At 57.1% G+C, this 19,623-nt stretch carries 20 protein-coding genes; 10 read left to right on the top strand and 10 right to left on the bottom strand.

From position 1 onward, the window contains the following. Positions 1–64 precede the first annotated feature (64 nt). The 4 genes from M2422_RS08405 to M2422_RS08390 all read left to right on the top strand — a co-directional run bounded on the left by M2422_RS08405 (position 65) and on the right by M2422_RS08390 (position 4,976). Positions 65–1,567, top strand: a complete 1,503-nt coding sequence (locus M2422_RS08405; RefSeq protein WP_064673630.1) for a sugar ABC transporter ATP-binding protein — start codon at positions 65–67, stop codon at positions 1,565–1,567. After that, a complete protein-coding gene (locus tag M2422_RS08400) occupies positions 1,564–2,559 on the top strand; it encodes an ABC transporter permease (protein WP_064673631.1) in 996 nt (331 codons plus the stop codon). Before M2422_RS08405 ends, M2422_RS08400 begins: the two co-directional genes overlap by 4 nt. Positions 2,560–2,579: 20 nt before the next feature. Beyond that, the gene (locus M2422_RS08395) at positions 2,580–3,644 is read left to right on the top strand and encodes a sugar ABC transporter substrate-binding protein (RefSeq protein ID WP_023310718.1); all 1,065 of its coding nucleotides are present in this window, start codon (positions 2,580–2,582) and stop codon (positions 3,642–3,644) included. A 90-nt stretch (positions 3,645–3,734) separates the two neighbouring features. Continuing rightward, positions 3,735–4,976 (top strand): LVIVD repeat-containing protein, encoded by a 1,242-nt coding sequence (locus M2422_RS08390; RefSeq protein ID WP_039264084.1) that lies wholly within the window; start codon positions 3,735–3,737, stop codon positions 4,974–4,976. A gap of 62 nt (positions 4,977–5,038) precedes the next feature. Here the strand turns inward: M2422_RS08390 and mtnK are convergent, their stop codons facing one another. After that, on the bottom strand, positions 5,039–6,238 hold the full coding sequence (mtnK, locus tag M2422_RS08385; RefSeq protein ID WP_064673632.1) for an S-methyl-5-thioribose kinase: 1,200 nt from the start codon (positions 6,236–6,238) through the stop codon (positions 5,039–5,041). Between the two features lie 103 nt (positions 6,239–6,341). Between mtnK and mtnA the strand changes: the two genes are divergently transcribed. Next, a complete protein-coding gene (gene mtnA, locus M2422_RS08380; RefSeq protein ID WP_064673633.1) occupies positions 6,342–7,358 on the top strand; it encodes an S-methyl-5-thioribose-1-phosphate isomerase in 1,017 nt (338 codons plus the stop codon). Positions 7,359–7,400: 42 nt separating this feature from the next. After that, entirely contained in the window at positions 7,401–7,871 is a 471-nt protein-coding gene (locus M2422_RS08375; RefSeq protein ID WP_032641748.1) for an SRPBCC family protein, read from the top strand. A gap of 96 nt (positions 7,872–7,967) precedes the next feature. Here the strand turns inward: M2422_RS08375 and M2422_RS08370 are convergent, their stop codons facing one another. From M2422_RS08370 to M2422_RS08360, 3 genes are read right to left on the bottom strand one after another with little or no spacing between them, the layout of a single operon-like run. Next, entirely contained in the window at positions 7,968–8,510 is a 543-nt protein-coding gene (locus M2422_RS08370; RefSeq protein ID WP_023315605.1) for an acireductone dioxygenase, read from the bottom strand. Next, the gene (mtnC, locus tag M2422_RS08365; RefSeq protein WP_064673634.1) at positions 8,507–9,196 is read right to left on the bottom strand and encodes an acireductone synthase; all 690 of its coding nucleotides are present in this window, start codon (positions 9,194–9,196) and stop codon (positions 8,507–8,509) included. Before mtnC ends, M2422_RS08370 begins: the two co-directional genes overlap by 4 nt. After that, positions 9,193–9,807: a methylthioribulose 1-phosphate dehydratase gene (locus tag M2422_RS08360; RefSeq protein ID WP_033144913.1), complete on the bottom strand. Its 615-nt coding sequence runs from the start codon at positions 9,805–9,807 to the stop codon at positions 9,193–9,195. Before M2422_RS08360 ends, mtnC begins: the two co-directional genes overlap by 4 nt. 247 nt (positions 9,808–10,054) lie before the next feature. Here M2422_RS08360 and M2422_RS08355 point away from each other — a divergent pair, with 247 nt between their 5' ends. Beyond that, positions 10,055–11,215 carry a pyridoxal phosphate-dependent aminotransferase gene (locus M2422_RS08355; RefSeq protein WP_064673635.1) on the top strand — a complete coding sequence of 387 codons (1,161 nt, stop codon included), beginning with the start codon at positions 10,055–10,057 and terminating at the stop codon, positions 11,213–11,215. On the opposite strand, the gene M2422_RS08350 is transcribed toward M2422_RS08355, so the two are convergent. The 3 genes from M2422_RS08350 to M2422_RS08340 form a co-directional block, all read right to left on the bottom strand. Continuing rightward, positions 11,216–11,842, bottom strand: a complete 627-nt coding sequence (locus M2422_RS08350; RefSeq protein WP_048975886.1) for a ParB/RepB/Spo0J family partition protein — start codon at positions 11,840–11,842, stop codon at positions 11,216–11,218. It lies immediately after the preceding gene. Continuing rightward, positions 11,827–13,050: a phosphoadenosine phosphosulfate reductase gene (locus tag M2422_RS08345; protein WP_058841802.1), complete on the bottom strand. Its 1,224-nt coding sequence runs from the start codon at positions 13,048–13,050 to the stop codon at positions 11,827–11,829. The genes M2422_RS08350 and M2422_RS08345 overlap by 16 nt, the downstream gene beginning before the upstream one ends. Before the next feature lie 172 nt (positions 13,051–13,222). Next, on the bottom strand, positions 13,223–14,122 hold the full coding sequence (locus M2422_RS08340) for a DNA-binding transcriptional repressor CitR (RefSeq protein ID WP_039261223.1): 900 nt from the start codon (positions 14,120–14,122) through the stop codon (positions 13,223–13,225). Positions 14,123–14,744: 622 nt separating this feature from the next. Between M2422_RS08340 and ahpC the strand changes: the two genes are divergently transcribed. Further along, a complete protein-coding gene (ahpC, locus tag M2422_RS08335) occupies positions 14,745–15,308 on the top strand; it encodes an alkyl hydroperoxide reductase subunit C (protein WP_008501015.1) in 564 nt (187 codons plus the stop codon). A 128-nt stretch (positions 15,309–15,436) separates the two neighbouring features. Continuing rightward, positions 15,437–17,002: an alkyl hydroperoxide reductase subunit F gene (gene ahpF / locus M2422_RS08330; protein WP_064673637.1), complete on the top strand. Its 1,566-nt coding sequence runs from the start codon at positions 15,437–15,439 to the stop codon at positions 17,000–17,002. A gap of 60 nt (positions 17,003–17,062) precedes the next feature. Here the strand turns inward: ahpF and uspG are convergent, their stop codons facing one another. After that, complete coding sequence (uspG, locus tag M2422_RS08325) at positions 17,063–17,491, bottom strand: universal stress protein UspG (protein ID WP_023310731.1); 429 nt, start codon at positions 17,489–17,491, stop codon at positions 17,063–17,065. Between the two features lie 180 nt (positions 17,492–17,671). Here uspG and M2422_RS08320 point away from each other — a divergent pair, with 180 nt between their 5' ends. Continuing rightward, positions 17,672–18,910 (top strand): zinc-dependent alcohol dehydrogenase, encoded by a 1,239-nt coding sequence (locus tag M2422_RS08320; RefSeq protein WP_032661072.1) that lies wholly within the window; start codon positions 17,672–17,674, stop codon positions 18,908–18,910. Between the two features lie 8 nt (positions 18,911–18,918). On the opposite strand, the gene yldA is transcribed toward M2422_RS08320, so the two are convergent. Both yldA and rnk read right to left on the bottom strand, forming a co-directional pair. After that, entirely contained in the window at positions 18,919–19,008 is a 90-nt protein-coding gene (gene yldA / locus M2422_RS23875) for a small membrane protein YldA (protein ID WP_272481390.1), read from the bottom strand. 137 nt (positions 19,009–19,145) lie between these two features. Then, positions 19,146–19,556 carry a nucleoside diphosphate kinase regulator gene (gene rnk / locus M2422_RS08315; protein WP_023310734.1) on the bottom strand — a complete coding sequence of 137 codons (411 nt, stop codon included), beginning with the start codon at positions 19,554–19,556 and terminating at the stop codon, positions 19,146–19,148. Positions 19,557–19,623: the final 67 nt, after the last annotated feature.

Below are 19,623 nucleotides of genomic sequence, written 5' to 3'. Positions count from 1 at the left end.
TTGTCAGTCAACCGGAGCTGTGAAAAATTCGATAAATCAGAAGAGTAATGAAGGATTTACGCGGATGGTTTCCAGTCGCCTTGAGATGCGCGGTATCAGCCTGGCCTTTTCCGGCTTTCAGGCGCTGTCGCGCGTGAATTTCACCTTAACCGGCGGATCCGTACACGCGCTGACCGGTGCCAACGGCGCGGGAAAATCGACCCTGATGGCGGTGCTGTGCGGGACGCACGACCACTATGAGGGTGAGATCAGCATCAACAACCAGCCGGTGAGCATCCGCGAACCGCTCGATGCCAAACGGCTGGGGATCCACCTTGTGCAGCAGGAAGTGGACGTAGCGCTGATCCCGGGGTTAAGCATTGCCGAGAACATCATGCTCGACCAGCTGGCGCAGCCGGGGCATCGCTTCAGCTGGCGCGCTATCCGCCAGCAGGCGAGACAGGCGCTGGCGCAGCTCGACGTGACGCTGGACGTTCGCCGTTCCATCGACGGCTGTTCGCTGGCCGAAAAGCAGCAGATTTTGCTGGCGCGGGCGCTGTCCCATCACTGCCGTTTTTTGATTCTTGATGAACCCACCGCGCCGCTGGACGCGCACGAGAGCGAGCGCCTGTTTGCGGTAGTGAGACGTTTAAAGCAGCAGGGCATCGGCGTGGTATTTATCTCTCACCGCATTCACGAGCTGAAGGCCATCTGCGACACCCTGACGGTGCTGCGCGACGGCAAGCTGATCGAGTCCGGCCCGATGGCCGATCTAAGCGGCGAAGCGATCGTCGAGAAGATGCTCGGCCACGTGCTGAGCGATATCTATCCGCCCGCGCGGCCGCCGCACGGCGACGAAACGCTGTTACGCGTTGAGGGGCTTCACGACGACGCGCTGCTGAAAGATATCTCCCTGCACCTGCGCAAAGGCGAAATTCTCGGGATTGCCGGGCTGGCGGGGGCGGGGAAAACCGAACTCTGCAAGGCGCTGTTTGGCGCCAGCAAAAGCCGCGTGACGCGCGGTGAGCTAAATCATCAATCCTGGCAGCCGCGCGACCCGGCCGACTCCGTGCTGCGCGGTCTGGCGCTGGTGCCGGAGGAGCGGCGGAAAGAGGGCATTTTTATCGACGAGCCGGTGAGCATGAACCTCGCCGTGTGCGCCGATAACAGCTTTTCGCGCTGGAGCCTGTTTGGCCATCGTCAGGCGTGGCGCTGGGCGGAAGAGGTCATCGCCCGCGTCGGCGTGCGCGCGCGTGGGCCGGGGCAGGTGCTGCGCCGTCTTTCCGGCGGCAACCAGCAGAAGGTCGCCATCGGTAAATGGCTGCGCAATGACGCCAGCGTGCTGATATTCGACGAGCCGACCAAAGGCGTGGACGTGAAGGCCAAAACCGATCTGTTCCAGCTGATTGACGGCCTGGCGCGCGAGGGCAAAGGGGTGATTTACGCCTCGGGCGAGTTTTCCGAGCTGGTCGGGCTATGCGACCGCATCTGCGTCCTGTGGGACGGACGCATCGTGGCGGAAATCGCCGGGGCCGAGGCCCGCGAAGAAACACTACTTTATTATTCAACCGGAGGAACGGCGTCGTGAGCAAGGCCCTTTCAGTGAACGCGGCGGCGTCTGGCCGCCAGCAGATTTTCGATTTTCTCTACAGGTGGGGCATGCTGTTAACCGTCGTCGCGCTGGTGGCCGTCTTTGGCCTGGCGTCGGACAGCTTCCTCGATCCGAACAACATCATCAATATTCTGCGCTCGATTGCCATCGTGACGGTGATTGCCATTGGCGTGTCGATCTCGTTGACCATCGGCGGGTTCGATCTCTCCGTGGGATCCACCGCCTCGCTGGCGAACGCGCTGGTGATTTCACTTTTCGTCTGGCACGGCTTTGGCACCGCCGAGTCGATTCTGATCACCCTCGCGCTCTGCACGCTGGTGGGGCTGTTTAACGCTTTTCTCATTGTCATCCTGCGCATTCCGGACATGCTGGCGACGCTTGCCAGCCTGTTTGTGATCCAGGGCGTGGCGATGACCTACAGCTACGGCGGGTCGATTACCGAGAACATGGTGCTGCCGAGCGGCGACATGGCGGAAGGGACCATTCCGGCGGCGTTCAGCCTGCTGGGGCAGGTGCCGACCATCGTGATCGTCATGCTGGTGGTGACCGTGCTGGCGCAGCTGGGCCTGTCGCTCACTACGCATGGCCGACGCATGTACGCCATCGGCGGTAACCCCGAAGCCGCGCGCCTCTCCGGCATTCGCACCACGCGCTACAAGGTGGCGGCCTACGTGATTGCCTCGCTGCTGGCGGGTCTGGGAGGGATTTTGCTGGCTTCACGCATCGGCTCGTCGCAGGTGAATGCGGGCGGCGGATACCTGATGGATGCGGTGGCGGCGGCGTGGATTGGCTTCTCGCTGGCCGGATCCGGCAAGCCGAACGCGCTGGGAACCCTGGTTGGGGCGGTCATTCTCGGCGTGCTGTCGAACGGGCTGGTGATGCTCTCCGTGCCGTATTACGCCATGGACATTATAAAAGGGCTGGTGCTCGCGGTAGCGCTGGCGATTACCTACATACAAAAACGCTGACAACACAACGGGATAAAAAAATGAAAAAGATTGCACTCTCTTTGGTGGCACTTGGGTTGCTCACGGCTCTGCCAGGCTTCGCGGCCACGCCCGCGCCGCTTCCGGCAGCCATTGCGAACCATGACGGCCCGATCCGCATCGCGGTGATCCGTAACCTCGGCTCAGATGACAACACCACGCAGTTTATTGCTGGCGCAATTCAGGAAGGGAAGAAGCTCGGCTTTAAGGTCAGCACCTTTTTAAGCAACGGGGACGACGCCAAATTCCAGGACTTTGTGAACCAGGCCATCAGCCAGAAGTACGACGGGATTATTCTCTCTCAGGGGCGCGATCCGTACTCCACCGCGCTGGTGAAGAAAGCGGTGGATGCCGGGATCAAAGTCTCCGTCTTTGATACGGCGGTTAACGGCGAGATCCCTGGCGTGACCGTCACCCAGCAGGACGATGCCTCCCTGACGAACCTCTCCTTCGGCCAGCTGGCGAAAGATTTCAACGGCAAGGCCAATATCGTCAAGCTGTGGGTGGCGGGCTTCCCGCCGATGGAGCGTCGTCAGGCGGCCTATAAAGAGCTGCAAAAGCAGTATCCGGACATCAAAGAGCTGGAGTCTATCGGCGCCGTGTCCTCTGACGTGCAGGGGGATACCGCCAACAAGGTGGGGGCGATCCTGGCGAAATACCCGAAAGGCAAAATCGACGCCATCTGGGGAACCTGGGACGCCTTCAGCCAGGGCGCGTATAAGGCGCTGAAAGAGAACGGCCGCACCGAGATTAAGCTCTACAGCATCGACATCTCTAACCAGGATCTGCAGCTGATGCGCGAGCCGGGCAGCGCGTGGAAGGTGAGCGTGGCGGTGGATCCGAAGCTGATTGGCGCAACTAACGTGCGTCTGGTGGCGAACAAGATTGCCGGGGAAGCGACGCCTGCGACCTACGATTTCAAAGCGGCGGCCATTCCTCAGGCGCTGCTGACCGCCCAGCCGGGCCCGGTGAACGTGGCGTCGCTGGGGAAAATCATTCCGGGCTGGGGCCAGACGGAAGATTTTATCGCGCCGTGGTTTGCGACGCTGGAAGCGAAAAATAAATAAAACCACGCCGGGTGGCGTCAGGTGCGGCCTGATGCCCTCACCCCGGCCCTCTCCCGCAGGGAGAGGGGGAAAACCCAAAGGAGCTAACAGGTGACGCAAGTACCCCTTCCAGAATACAGCCGCAATATGCGGCTGATTGGCCATAGCGATCAGGGCGGTCGCCCGGACGGCGTGCAGCTGATGGTCCATCGCGGTTTCGCCTATATCGGCCATATGGTGTCGCAGGGCTTTTCGATTGTCGACGTGCGCGACCCGAAAAACCCGAAAGCGGCGGGCTACGTGCCCGCGCCGCCCGGCACCTGGAACGTGCATCTGCAGGCGCATGACGACCTGCTGCTGGTGATTAACGCCCGGGATCTGTTTGCCGATGCCCGCTTTGCCGACGAGAAGGTCTACTACACACGCCAGGTGGGGGAGACCGTCAGCGACGTGCAGGACAAAGGCTGGAGCGCCGGGCTGCGGGTGTTTGATATCTCCACGCCCGACAGGCCGCGCGAAATCGGCTTTCTGTCGCTGAGCGGCATCGGCATCCACCGCATCTGGTACGTCGGCGGCCGCTGGGCGTATGTGTCAGCGCTGATCGACGGCTTTACCGACTACATTTTTCTGACCATCGATCTGGCGGACCCGCGTAAGCCTGAAGTGGCGGGGCGCTGGTGGCTGCCGGGGATGAACCAGGCCGAAGGGGAGACGCCGAACTGGCCGGAAGGGAAACGCTACGCGCTGCACCACGCGATTATCGCGGGCGATACCGCCTACGGCAGCTGGCGCGACGGCGGCCTGACGCTGCTGGACGTGAAGGACCGCACCCGGCCGAAGCTGATTAGCCACCGCAACTGGAGTCCGCCGTTTGGCGGCGGGACGCACACCGCGCTGCCGCTGCCGGACCGCGATTTGCTGGTGGTGCTGGACGAAGCGGTGCTCGATAACCAGGAGGACGGCGAAAAGCTGATCTGGCTGTTTGATATCCGCGAGCCGTCGAACCCGGTCAGCATCTCGACCTTCCCGCAGCCGGATGAAACCGACTACGTGGCGAAAGGGGCGCATTTTGGCCCGCATAACCTGCACGAGAACCGGCCGGGGAGCTTCGTCAGCTCGACGCTGATTTTTGCGACCTATCAGAACGCGGGCGTGCGGGCGTATGACATTTCCAATCCGTATCGACCGGTGGAAACCGGTGCGCTGGTGCCCGCCGCGCCGGAGAGAATGATGGACACGCGGCCGAATCGCCCGCAGGTGATCCAGTCGTGCGACGTGTTTGTGGATGCGCAGGGGATAATTTACAGCACGGATTATAACGGCGGGCTGTCGGTGATTGAGTATCTGGGATGAGTGCGGTTTGATGCCCTCATCCCGGCCCTCTCCCACAGGGAGAGGGAGAAAACCAAATGTAATCAGCTGTACTGCCGCACCCGTGCCACCAGATCTTCGGCGCTGTTGATGCGGTCGGCAATGACTATCAGCGCTTTACCGAGCGTAATCGCGTGGCGCAGGCACTCGTGGCGCATCGCCTCGTCCTGGATGGTGTCGATATCCGCGACGTGGGAAAGCCCGACGCTGCGGCGAATGAGCTCGGTGCCGCAGAAGCCGATGGCGTCATGCCAGACCTTTTTCAGGAACGCGGAGGCATAGCCCGGCGCGCCGAGCGCGGCGTCGCGCGTTTTCTCGTTTGCCAGCGCCTGGAAGCGTTCCGCGAAGGTGTTCCACAGCTCCTGAATATCGGTCAGGCGCTGCTCGCGCGCGGCGGCGGCATCGCGAATGCCCAGATGCCCCGGCAGGCCGCAGAAGTTCAGCAGCAGGTTGCCGATGGCGGTACCGACGTCAAAGCCAATCGGGCCAAAGTAGCCGAACTCGGCGTCGATGGCCTTCAGGCTGCCGTCAGCCACAAAAATCGAGCCGCTGTGAATATCGCCGTGCAGGAGCGCTTCGGCGTGCGAGAAGAAGCGGTGCTTCAGGGAGGCCACGGCAATTTTAAGCTGAGCGTCGTCGCGCAGGGCCGCGACGTCATTTTCCAGCTCGGCCGGGTAGCTGTTGCGTTCGTGGATCTGGTACGGATCGTTGAAGAACAGATCTTCGGTGATCTCGCACATCTCCGGGTTGATGAATTTCGCCACCTGCGCTTTTTTCGCGTGCGGGTGCAGGTAGAAATCGCTGGTGTGGAACAGCGCGTGCGCGAGGTATTCGCCCAGCTGACGGGCCGCCTGCGGGTAGTAAATGTTTTTAATCAGCTCGCCGCGCCAGATGCGATGGCTGGAGAGATCTTCCATCACCATCACCGCCAGCTCCGGGTCAAAGTGGTGGATTTTCACGGTGTGCTGCGGGCTGTGCTGGTAGTGCTCGACCAGGGTTTGTGCTTCAAGGCGGGCGCGGTCCAGCGTCAGCGGCCAGGACTCGCCGACGCAGCGCACGTAGGGCAGCGCCTGCTTAACGACGATGCGGCTCACGCCCGCGCCGTCGAAAATTTTGAATACCAGATTGAGGTTGCCGTCGCCTACTTCCTGCGCCTCTACCAGCGATGAAGGATCGTCAAGTCCGCCAAACTGCCTGGCATACTCCACGGCGTCCTGAGCGGTAAAAGTACGGTATTGCGACATGGCCTGCTCCTCACGAGTTTTCTAATTAAGACATGTAGACGTCTATACATCTGGATTCATCCTGACACAATGTGCTACAACAACGCAACAGGGAATTAACGACATGCAGACATTACAGACGACCAGCCTGCGGGTGGCGGATAATCAGCTCTTTATTCTCGATCAGCAGGCGCTTCCGCAGGAGAAACGCTGGCTGGATGCCTCGACGGTAGAGGCGCTGGTCGGACATATCCACGCCCTGCGCGTGCGCGGCGCGCCGCTGATTGGTCTCTCTGCAAGCCTGCTGCTGGCGCTGCTGGCGGAAAACGGCAAAAGCCGAGACGAGCTGGCGGCGGCGCTGGAAACCCTGCGCGCATCCCGCCCGACGGCGGTGAACCTCATGAACAATCTTGACCGCATGAAGCTCGCCCTGTGGCAGGAGGATTTTGTACCGGCGCTGGTGGCCGAAGCGCTGCGCCTGATTGACGAAGACAAACGTCTTTGCGACGCGATTGCCAAAGCCGGCAGCGCGCTGGTGAAGCCCGGCAGCCGTCTGCTGACCCACTGCAACACCGGCGGGCTGGCAACGGCGGGCGTTGGCACCGCATTGGGCGTGATTGCCCGCGCGCATCAGGAGGGTAACGTCAGCAACGTCTGGGTGGATGAAACCCGTCCGCTGCTGCAGGGCGGCAGATTGACCGCGTGGGAGCTAGGCGAGCTGGGCGTGCCGTATCGGCTGATTACCGACTCCATGGCCGCCAGCCTGATGGCAAAAGGGGAAGTGGACGCCGTGTGGGTGGGCGCAGACCGCATTGCCGCCAACGGCGACGTGGCGAACAAGATCGGTACCTATTCCCTGGCGGTGCTGGCGAAGTTCCACGGCATTCCGTTCTACGTGGCCGCCCCGCAAACGACCCTCGATCCGGACTGCCCGAACGGGGATGCGATCCCCATTGAGCAGCGCGCCGCCAGCGAGGTGACGGGCGTGGCCGGAAGCTTTGGCGCGGTGCAGTGGGCGCCGGAAAACGCGCAGGTCTATAACCCGGCGTTTGACGTCACACCTGCCTCGCTGATCAGCGGCTGGGTGCTGGATACGGGCGTAGTCACGCCGGAAGCGGTGGCAAACGGGAAATTCGCCTGAGTCCGGCTATCCTTTAAGGGGTTCCCTTGAGAGGACAATATCGTGACGCTGGATCCTGAAACTGACTTAAAACTGGAGCGCGTGGTGGATGCACCGCGCGACCTGCTGTGGCTGTGCTGGACCACGCCGGAACACATCAAAAACTTCTTCATTCCTGCTCCCCATAAGGTGACCGAATGCGATCTCGATCTCCGCGTGGGCGGGCGGTTCAACACCGTGTTTGAGGTGGACGGTCAGCGGATGGATAACCGGGGCGTATTTCTTGAAATCGACCCGGGTAAAAAGCTGGTCTTTACCGACGGCTATACCGAAGGCTGGAAACCGGCCGAAAAGCCGTTTATGACGGCGATCCTGCTGCTGGAGGATGTGGGCGAGGGCAAGACCCGCTACACGGCGATTGCGCGTCATCCGACGAAGGAAATCCGCGAGCAGCATGAGCAGATGGGCTTCCACGAAGGGTGGGGGATTGTGCTGGATCAGCTGGTGGGTTATGTGAAAGGACTGGAGCGTTGAAGCTCGAGCGGCCTGATGCCCTCACCCCGACCCTCTCCCACAGGGAGAGGGAGCAAACACTAAAAACGGCAGCTCTAGCTGCCGTTTTGCTTTTACCTATGCCAACCGTGGATACGCATCCGCGATGGCATCGCCCGTAAACTGCGCCACCCAGCCTTCCGGGTTGTCGAAAATACGAATGGCGGTAAAGTTCGGCTCTGAGCCCATATCAAACCAGTGCGGCGTGCCCGCGGGTACGGAAATCAGGTCGTTTTTCTCGCACAGCACCTGATACACCTCATCGCCAATGTGCAGGCAGAACAGCCCCGCGCCTTCCACGAAGAAGCGCACTTCGTCTTCGCCGTGGGTGTGTTCGTTCAGGAACTTCGCGCGCAGCGCCTCTTTCTGCGGGTTGTCGGCGCGCAGGCTGATCACGTCCCAGCTTTGGTAGCCTTTTTCCGCCACCAGCTTGTCGATCGCATGCTGATACGCCGCGATCACGGCTTCGGGCGCGGGATCGTGTCCTAAATCGCGATCCGCCGCCCAGCGTTCAAACCGCACGCCTTTGGCATTGAGCTGCTGGGCGATCTCGGCGGCGTCGGTGCTGTGCCACTGGTGTTGACTGGCGTCTTTATCGGAATAAATGGTCAATGCGCTCATGAAGGGATCTGCTCCGGATTAATCTCGTCAAACTGGTGGACCTGATGGTGATGGCTTGCGCCGTCATCATCACCGCGAATCAGCTGCAGTGTGCGAAAACCTGCCTGTTCAGCCGCGTCCAGCTCCTGATGAATATCGGACAGGAACAGGATCTGCGACGGGGCGATGCCCGTTTGTGCCGAAATGTTCTGATAGGACTGCACCTCGCGCTTGGCGCCGATGTGGGTATCAAAATAGCCGCTGAACAGATGAGTAATATCACCTTCGTCGCTGTAGCCAAATAACAGTTTCTGCGCGGCGACGGAGCCAGAGGAATAAACATAGAGATCAATCCCTTGCGCTTTCCACTTTTCCAGCGCAGGCAGTACGTCCGGGTAGAGGTGGCCGGTAAAGTCGCCGTTCACGTAGCCGTCATGCCAGATGATCCCCTGCAGGGCTTTGAGCGCCGTGGATTTGCGGTCTTCATCCATAAAGGCAAACAGGGCGTCGATAAGCTCGCTGACGCTGGCGTGCGGGTGACCGATTTCATCACGCAGGTTGTCCAGAATGGATTTGACCGGCTCGGCGTACTGCTGCGCGGTCACGAAGGCCGCCAGCCGCTCACGCGCGTAGGGGAACAAAACGTCATGGACAAAACGGATATCGCTGGTGGTCCCTTCAATATCCGTCACAATCGCGCGAATCATACTCTCTCCAGTTGTCGTAAACGCATTTCGCATTCAAATAAGAATTCTAGTCCTTCCAGATGACGGCGGGCCTCGGCCACGTCGCGTCCCCAGCAGGTTAAGCCATGACCGCGCAGAAGAAAACCATAATTAAGCGGGCGTTCCTGTGCGTAATGGGCGATTCGGGAGGCGAGGGCGTCAATATCCTGGTCGTTATCAAAGACCGGGATAGCCACCGTATCCAGATGCGTGGTCTGCCCGGTGAGGGATTTTTGCATCTCAAAGCCGCTGATGTTGAGCTCGGCTTCTTTGACCAGACGCGACAGCACCGTGGCGTTGACGGTATGAACGTGCAGGACGGCGTTGGCTTCCGGGAACAGGCGATAAATCAGCGTGTGAAGACCGGTTTCCGCCGACGGCCTGCGGCCAGACGGCGCGCGGTTGGTGGCGATTTCAACCTGCAGAAAATCCGCCGTTGTCAGGCTGCCTTTGTCTTTGCCGGATTCGCTGAGCCAGCAGAGGCGCTCGTCCTGACGCACCGACATGTTGCCGCCGGTGGCGGGTGCCCAGCCTTTGGCGCCAATCCAGCGGCAGGCGTCGACAAGATGTGTGAGTTGCAGGTTGTCTGTCATTTCCTTTTACCCTCGCGGCCAGAAATATTCATATGGTTTATACCCGTCATACTTCAAGTTGCAGGTGCGTTGGCTGCACTCACTCACCCCAGTCACGTACTTATGTACGCTCCCGGGGATTCGTTCCCTTGCCGCCTTCCTGCAACTCGAATTATTTAGGGTGTAGACGTCTAAGCGTCTTGATTGCCAAAGACTAACATCGTGTTATAGTGGCAGCAACATAAGTATTACAAGCAGGCACGACACAATGAGCAATAACGCATTGATTCCTCAGAGTAAACTTCCCAATCTCGGTACTACCATCTTTACGCAGATGAGCGCTCTGGCGCAGCAGCACAACGCCATTAACCTTTCTCAGGGATTCCCGGATTTCGACGGCCCGACCTATCTGCAGGAGCGCCTGGCGTACCACGTGGCGCAGGGGGCGAATCAGTATGCGCCGATGACGGGCGTGCAGGCGCTGCGGGAAGCCATTGCGGATAAAACGGCGGAGCTGTACGGCCATAAGCCCGATGCGAACAGCGATATTACGGTGACGGCAGGGGCGACCGAAGCGCTCTATGCGGCCATCACCGCGCTGGTGCGTACGGGCGATGAAGTTATCTGCTTTGATCCGAGCTACGACAGCTATGCGCCTGCAGTTGAACTCTCCGGCGGTGTGGTGAAGCGCGTGGCGCTTCAGCCGCCGCATTTTCGCCCTGACTGGCAGGCGTTTGCTGCGCTGCTGAGCGACAAAACCCGCCTGGTGATCCTGAATACCCCGCACAACCCGTCGGCGACGGTGTGGCAAAAGGCCGATTTAGCCGCGCTGTGGCAGGCGATTGCGGAGCGTGAAATTTACGTGCTCAGCGATGAAGTCTACGAGCACATCTGCTTTGCAGAAGAAGGACACGCCAGCGTGCTGGCCCATCCGCAGCTTCGCGAGCGTGCTATCGCCGTCTCATCGTTCGGTAAGACTTACCATATGACCGGCTGGAAAGTGGGCTACTGCGTCGCACCGGCGGCTATCAGCGCCGAGCTGCGCAAGGTGCACCAGTACCTGACCTTTGCCGTGAACACGCCGGCTCAGCTGGCGCTGGCGGATATGCTGCGCGCCGAGCCGGAGCACTATCGCGAGCTGCCGCACTTCTATCGTGAACGTCGGGATCTGTTTGTGACGGCGCTCAGCAAAAGTCGTCTGGAAATTTTGCCCTCAGAAGGGACCTATTTCCTGCTCGCCGACTACAGTGCGATATCGGATCTGGACGACGTGAGTTTCTGCCAGTGGCTGACGAAAGAGGTGGGCGTGGCCGCCATTCCGCTGTCTGTATTCTGCGCCGATCCCTTCCCGCATAAGCTGATTCGTCTTTGCTTTGCGAAGCAGGAATCGACGCTGCTGGCGGCGGCAGAGCGCCTTAACACGCTCTGATTATTTCACCGTCCAGGCTTCTGAGTAACGACGGTCTGCAAACAGCTCCAGCAGACCGTTGATTTGCTTGAGGCGCAAGACTTCATCGCTGTCCATTCCCAGCTCCTTGCTTATTCTCTCGTCATTCCAGCCAAGCTGCACCAGCTCGCGAACGATCTCCGACATAGCGTTAATCTGGTGTCGACCCCGCGCCCGGTTGTGACGAATAGTGGCAGCCATACGGTCATGTTTATCCTGTCGGTCCTGGCGCAGGAAGGTGACAGGAAGATAACCCTTGAGCTGGTGCTTCAGTGCCGCCCGATTTTTACCGATTTCATGGCGATGAAAACCATCCACAATTTCGTAATGTTGCGGTTCACTTTCTGTCACAACGATAGGTTGGGTGAATCCATCGAGTTCCAGCGACTTACTGAGCAGCCGTTTTTCTGGCGGGGCAACGTTATTGGGGTTGTAGTCGTTAGCGGTAATAGCGTCCTGTCTGATCCAGAGGACGCAGTCTATCGGTTGCGCACGAAACGGACTGTGTTTATGGATCGCTTCACGAAAAGCATTTATGGCGTTAATGCGTTCCTCTTCGGGAAGTGACTGAAGGTACGTTTCCATCTCGTTGATTAGTTTTTGTCGCATAATATGCCCCACTCCTTGCGTTTCGCCTTCACTCTGTCGCTGTAGCGCTGATAATGTTTGGGTTTATTTGGGCTGAACGATAGCGCCCTGCACCAGTAGTCGTTATTCAGGAGAACCTTACAAATACGGCGCCATGAGGGAACATCTTTGGCACCGATGTCACCGTCCTGCGTATCGGGAATATCCTCTGCGCCTCTCTTCTGATACCAGTGCAGATAAATGGCGATTTTATTGCGGTAATGCTCAGCCGTATTTTGCGGCATGCTGTCGAGGAGCAGCATGGCATATTCGCGCCAGCACAGGTGTTCGGGTTTCAGTATTTTTCGGTGACCATAAAAATGGTTATCGTGTCCGGCGTACATCCCCCCGCTGCGCGCACCGCTCACGCGCTCACACATGGCCGCCCAGCGATCGGGCTCAACAACGTGGTAGAGCCATAATCCCTGGCGCTGTTCCGGACCAAAGGGTTCACAAATCCGCATGTAGCGTAGCGGCACGCCGGCCTGAAACATCAGGTCATAGAGTGGGTTATAGCAACACCCTGATTTGGCGAACCAGGTCCATATATCGGCGGTTTTCCAGTCGTAGAGAGGGTAGATATACCAGGCATGTCCTCCCGGTGCGACGGTTGTCCAGGGTTTATCGTCGGCAAACCGCTGTTTACGCGCCGACGCGACAGCCAGAAAACGGTTGTATGACTCATCGGCGCGGATGCCAATCAGTACCGCCGCCGGGCGATTGCGAGAGAACCAGTCGGAGAAACCGCGGACAAAGGTTTCAAACGTCATGCCTGGCTGGTAGAAGGGAAAAAAAGCGGGATCGGTTATCGCATCGTCAGGAGGCTGGCGGACCCATTGGGTGCCGGGTTCCCAGCATTGCCATTCCGGCTGGAATTGCGACAGTGAATTTTGCGTTGTCAGGGGGAGCGCGACCCACCAGAAATGGTCGATGACATCGCTGTACAACTCGCGCATATGTTCCACATGGATAATGGTATGGGAAAACTGCGCTTCCCAGTCGATAAAGAGCACATCTATTTTGATGTTCATCAGTCGCGCCTGCCGGGCAACCAGATGCAGCATGACGGTGGAGTCTTTACCTCCTGAAAAAGAAACACAGATTCTGGGTAAGTTTTCGAGCGTCCATTTTATTCGCTCCCGAGCAGCGGTAAGAACATCCTGGTTTAAAGGGTATTTATAAATTGACATGCTTATTCTCATCCTGAGGAATAAATACCTGACTGTAGCGTCAATACTAATAAGAGGATTATATCAGTCAATAATTAATTGGATATGTAACGGTTATGCCGCGTAATTCTATAACGGTGGTGTATGTTTTAACGGTGTGGTTCCCATTTTGTGCGAGAACCACAGTAATATCTCACGGTAAGGATATTTCTTCAATAAAACTCGCGAATGCCGAGCTATTGAGCGCGGAACGATTGTACATCATGTAAATATCAATGCTGGGGAATTGAATGTCAGTTTCCACTTTTCGCAGGTTGAGGGCTGGCCCATATTGTTCGAAGGCCGGCGCGGGCACTAATCCTATGAGGTCGGACGAACCAATAACCGACAGAAGGGATATAAAAGAGTCGCTGCGATAGACAATATTTCTTTCGGTTAACAGGTTTTCGGCCTTTTCCTGATAGTCTTTGAAGCTGTTTTCATCGTTCAGGTAGGCGGTGAAGTTTTCATTCAGAATCTCTTCACGCGTGGGATTTTCACTGAGACGGGGATGGCCCTCCCGACAAACGAGGACGAAAGGAAGTTTATGGTAAAGGCTACAGGCGACAGAATGATTGTTAGAAGAAGAAAACGAAAATATCAGGTCGGCTCTTCTGTAGGCTAAGAGATCTTCTGCTGAATCAGACGAAAGAAAAACATCATGTAATTCAATTGAATAGTTATGGTTTTCCATCAACAGTTTTATAGGGTCAAGCGTTGCTTTCGTACTCATAAAATGCGGGCAATAAATGACAAAGTTCTTCTTCAACCCGCTGCTGTGCATGATATTGATAGTCTGCTCCAGCTGGTTCAGGTTCTGTTCCAGATGATGATGCAAATTGACGCCGACGGTCGTGGGGGTGATCCCTTTACCGGAACGGATAAACAGAGGATCGTTGAGTTGTCCTCTCAGACGCTGCAGTGACTGGCTCACGGCAGAGGGTGTGATATACAGCGTCTCGGCGGCTTTACTGATACTAAGGTGCTGGTAAATGCACTCGAAAATGACTAACAGATTAAGATCGAATTTTTTAAGGTCATACAGGTTTGCCATGTTTCGTCCTGAGGGTACTGCGTTTGCTGTGGTTATCATATAACTGATAACAATAGTTTAAGGCTAACCATTTATAACTCTTTCGGTTAGCTCTCTTAGTTTTAAATTAAATCATCTTAATATATCACGGTGGCAGATTATTGAAATAGCGCTTCAAAAGCGATTAAGATAATTTTATCTTAAGAAAGGGAGTAATCATTTTTAATGACAACTGTCATTTATATATTGCGATAGTTTTATAATAAAAATAAATTTATAACGCACCGTAATGATGTTCGGCACAACCTATCACAGCCATAGGCAGGAATGCCTCTCTTATGGATTGCTCAATCCCTGCGCGGGTGGTGTAATCAAACGGCTGTTACCGCCTTGATATAAAGGGTTGTAGAGCGCAACGCAACGCCAGTTTCGGCTGGCACTGAATGTACCTGCGGGGAATTCAGGTATCAGGGCCGCCCGTTGAGGCGGCCTTTTTACTTTCAGGCTTTCCTGTAAAAGGTTCACCTTGTTGTCTTGTCGACGTTGTAAGGTTTGGCTGATTGATTTGATAAAGCATACGCATTAGCCCCGATGAATAAAGTTGGTTACCTTACACCTCAACGAAAACACGGAGGAAGTACAGATGTCTTTGATTAACACCAAAATTAAACCTTTCAAAAACCAGGCGTTCAAAAACGGTGAGTTCATCGAAGTTACCGAGAAAGATACCGAAGGCCGCTGGAGCGTCTTCTTCTTCTATCCGGCTGACTTTACCTTCGTTTGCCCGACTGAACTGGGTGACGTTGCAGACCATTACGATGAACTGCAGAAGCTGGGCGTAGACGTTTACTCCGTCTCTACCGATACCCACTTCACCCACAAAGCATGGCACAGCAGCTCCGAAACCATCGCGAAAATCAAATACGCGATGATCGGCGACCCGACTGGCGCCCTGACCCGTAACTTCGACAACATGCGTGAAGATGAAGGCCTGGCTGACCGCGCCACCTTCGTTGTTGACCCGCAGGGCATTATCCAGGCTATCGAAGTTACCGCTGAAGGTATCGGCCGTGATGCTTCTGACCTGCTGCGTAAAGTGAAAGCCGCTCAGTACGTGGCTTCTCACCCAGGCGAAGTGTGCCCGGCGAAATGGAAAGAAGGCGAAGCGACGCTGGCTCCATCCTTAGATCTGGTTGGTAAAATCTAAGTTTTGCCCATTCGGTAATCAATGGGCGCACCCCGCGCCCATTTCATTCCAGCACCATGATGCAAGTTGCATTCAGGCCGCCCGTATAAGGCAGCTTGCATGATGACGTCTTAAGAGAGGGAAGAACAATGCTCGACACTAACATGAAAACCCAGCTCAAGGCCTACCTTGAGAAACTGACCAAACCCGTTGAGCTGATTGCCACGCTGGACGACAGCGCCAAATCGGCAGAGATCAAGGAACTGCTGGCGGAGATCGCCGAGCTGTCGCCGAAAGTGACCTTCAAAGAAGACAACGCGCTGCCGGTCCGTAAGCCCTCTTTCCTGATTACCAACCCAGGATCCGACCAGGGACCGCGCTTTGCCGGCTCGCCGCTGGGTCACGAATTTACCTCACTGGTGCTGGCGCTGCTGTGGACCGGTGGTCATCCGTCAAAAGAAGCGCAGGCGCTGCTGGAGCAGATCCGCGATATCGACGGTGATTTCGAATTTGAAACCTATTACTCGCTCTCCTGCCACAACTGCCCGGACGTGGTGCAGGCGCTGAACCTGATGTCGGTTCTGAACCCGCGCATCAAGCACACGGCGATTGACGGCGGTACCTTCCAGAATGAAATCACCGATCGCAACGTGATGGGCGTTCCGGCGGTCTACATGAACGGCAAAGAGTTCGGCCAGGGCCGCATGACGCTGACCGAAATCGTAGCCAAAGTGGATACCGGTGCTGAAAAACGTGCAGCGGAAGAGCTGAACAAACGCGATGCTTACGACGTGCTGATCGTCGGTTCCGGCCCTGCGGGCGCGGCGGCAGCGGTGTACTCCGCGCGTAAAGGTATTCGTACCGGCCTGATGGGCGAACGCTTCGGCGGCCAGGTGCTCGATACCGTGGACATCGAAAACTACATCTCCGTGCCGAAGACCGAAGGCCAGAAGCTGGCGGGGGCGCTGAAGGCGCACGTTAGCGACTACGACGTGGACGTGATTGACAGCCAGAGCGCCAGCAAGCTGGTTCCGGCAGCGGTCGAGGGTGGTTTACACCAGATTGAAACCGCGTCCGGCGCGGTGCTGAAAGCGCGCAGCATTATCATTGCCACCGGCGCGAAATGGCGCAACATGAACGTTCCGGGCGAAGATCAGTACCGTACCAAAGGCGTGACCTACTGTCCGCACTGCGACGGCCCGCTGTTTAAAGGTAAACGCGTGGCGGTGATCGGCGGCGGTAACTCCGGCGTGGAAGCGGCTATCGACCTGGCGGGGATTGTTGAGCACGTTACCCTTCTGGAGTTCGCTCCAGAGATGAAGGCCGACCAGGTTCTGCAGGATAAAGTTCGCAGCCTGAAAAACGTCGACATTGTACTGAACGCGCAGACCACGGAAGTGAAGGGCGACGGCAGCAAAGTGACCGGCCTGGAATACCGCGACCGCGTGAGCGGTGACGTGCACAGCGTTCCGCTGTCAGGGATCTTCGTGCAGATTGGTCTGCTGCCAAATACCACCTGGCTGGAAGGCGCGATTGAGCGTAACCGCATGGGCGAAATCATCATCGATGCGAAATGTGAAACCAGCGTTAAAGGCGTGTTTGCGGCGGGCGACTGCACCACCGTGCCGTACAAACAGATCATTATCGCCACGGGCGAAGGGGCGAAGGCGTCTCTGAGTTCCTTTGACTACCTGATTCGCACCAAAACCGCATAACAGAAGCAAGTAAGGCTACACCTGCGATAGCGAGAGGCCACCGAAAGGTGGCCTCTTTTTTTATCTTACGACCATCACCGGTATATGGGTGTGGCGGATCACGCTGGAGGCGTTAGAGCCCAGCAGATGCGTGGTAATGGAAGGGTTGCGCGAACCGATGACCACCACGTCTGCTTTCAGCTCGTTCGCCAGTTCGTTTACCGCATCGCGAACGCTGCCGAATCTGACGTGCGTTTTGATCCGTGAAGGGTCGATGCTGAAGTGGCTGACCATGGTTTGCAGGCGAGTTTCCGCTTCATGCTGCAAATGCTCCTCGAAGCGACGCACGTCGGCGGCAAAGCGGTGCAGGCTCAGGCTGGCGGAGCCCGGCAGTACGTGCAAAAGATGGATAACACCGTCCTGCTGCGCCAGGAACTCCGCATGGCGTACGGCCTTGTCGCTCAGCTCCATCTCAAAAACATCAACCGGCATAATGATTCTCTGATACATACCCGTTTCTCCTTGTTTATAAACGCTGAACTCATTCAACCATAAAATAAAAATGGTTTCTGTAAGCGCCCCGTCAGTTTTCTTAAGTTGCCAGGATAAATCTCAAAAGGCCCGTATTCCGGGGCAGGCCTTCAGGGGTAGCTACCCTTATACACTTACCTGGAACCTTTCGGAGGTCGCATGAAAGCACTTACGTATCACGGTCCGCACCATGTACGCGTCGAGAATGTCCCCGATCCCATTATCGAACAGCCCGACGATATCATTCTGCGCGTCACGGCCACGGCTATCTGCGGCTCCGATTTGCATCTCTATCGAGGAAAGATCCCGAAGGTGCAGCACGGCGACATTTTCGGCCATGAGTTTATGGGGGAAATCGTCGAGTGCGGCGCAGAGGTGAAGAATTTGCAAAAAGGCGATCGCGTGGTGATCCCCTTTGTCATTGCCTGTGGGGACTGTTTCTTCTGCCGTCTGCAGCAATACGCGGCCTGTGAGAATACCAATGCCGGGCAGGGCGCCGCGCTGAACAAAAAGCAAATCCCCGCGCCGGCCGCGCTGTTTGGCTACAGCCATCTCTACGGCGGCGTGCCGGGGGGACAGGCGGAATATGTCCGCGTGCCAAAAGGCAACGTCGGGCCGTTTAAGGTCCCGCAACTCCTCTCCGATGATAAGGCGCTGTTCCTTTCCGATATTTTGCCCACGGCCTGGCAGGCGGCAAAAAATGCGCAGATTGAAAAAGGCTCAAGCGTTGCGGTTTTCGGCGCCGGGCCGGTGGGGCTCCTGACCATTGCCTGCGCGCGGCTGTTAGGGGCCGAGCAGATCTTTGTTATCGATCACCACCCGTACCGTTTGCGATTTGCCGAGGCGCGTTACGGCGCAATCCCCATCAACTTTGATGATGATAACGATGCAGCGGAAAAAATCATCGAGCAGACCGCTGGCCAGCGCGGCGTTGATGCCGTGATTGATGCGGTAGGGTTCGAAGCGAAAGGCAGCACCACCGAAACGATCCTCAGCAATCTTAAAATTGAAGGCAGCAGCGGCAAAGCGCTGCGGCAGTGCATTGCTGCCGTTCGACGCGGTGGCGTAGTTAGCGTACCCGGCGTGTACGCCGGGTTTATTCATGGCTTCCTGTTTGGCGATGCCTTTGATAAGGGGCTGACGTTTAAGATGGGCCAGACGCACGTCCATGCCTGGCTGGGTGAGCTGCTGCCGCTGATCGAAAAAGGGCTGCTTACTCCGGAAGAGATCGTGACCCATTATCTCCCCCTTGCCGATGCGGAACGCGCCTATAAGGTATTCGAAAAACGGGAGGAGGAGTGCCGGAAGGTGATTCTGGTCCCTGGTGCAGAAACGCCCGAGGCCGCAGAGCAAAAAGTTAAGGGCCTGGTGAACGCTTTCCCGGGTGGGGTTGCATGAGTACTCGCCTAGCTGTGGCGTTCGAGATAAAGCACGGCCATGACGATAATCGCCGCAATAATCAGAAAAATAAGTGTGATAACCAGTATCTCACTCATGACCGTCCCCACGGCACCAAAACAGATTAAGCGTGGATTAAGGGCTTTTTGCGCGATATAAGAAAATGGGGTGAATTTACGGAAAGAGGATGCGGCTGCATCCTCTGTGCAAAGCGGGGGCGCTTGTTCAGAAGTGGTTAACGCAGGTAATCGCCCGCGGCTTCTGGCTGGTAGAGCAGCGCCAGCACTTCAAGATGGGCAGAGGCGCCGCCCGGCAATTCCCAGTGGATGGTATCGCCCGTGCGCAGGCCCAGCAGTGCGGCACCCACAGGCGCAAGAACAGAAAGCTGTGCGCTGCTGTCGGTCATCTGAGCCGGGTAAACCAGCGTGCGGGTCAGCTCTTCACCGGTGGTGAGGTTGCGGAATTTTACCTGGCTGTTCATGGTGACCACGTCATGCGGCATCGTTTCAGGCGTGCACATCTGCGCCCGGTCGAGCTCCTCATTCAGGGCGTCGGCCACGGGAAGTGAGGCAAACTCCGCTTTTTCCAGCAGCCTGTCGATACGTTCTGCGTCGAGCTCGTTGATGATAATTGTAGGTCTGGACATTTTTTACTCCATGTCGTTAATGCTGCGCGTAACGCAGAAACCAATCCAAAAGAAAACCCTCGCCGTC

The sequence above is a fragment of the Enterobacter sp. SLBN-59 genome, from assembly GCF_024807915.1.
GTDB lineage: Bacteria > Pseudomonadota > Gammaproteobacteria > Enterobacterales > Enterobacteriaceae > Enterobacter > Enterobacter asburiae_B.
The sequence above is the reverse complement of the archived record's forward strand: the minus strand, read 5'-3'. Positions and strand labels throughout refer to the sequence as shown.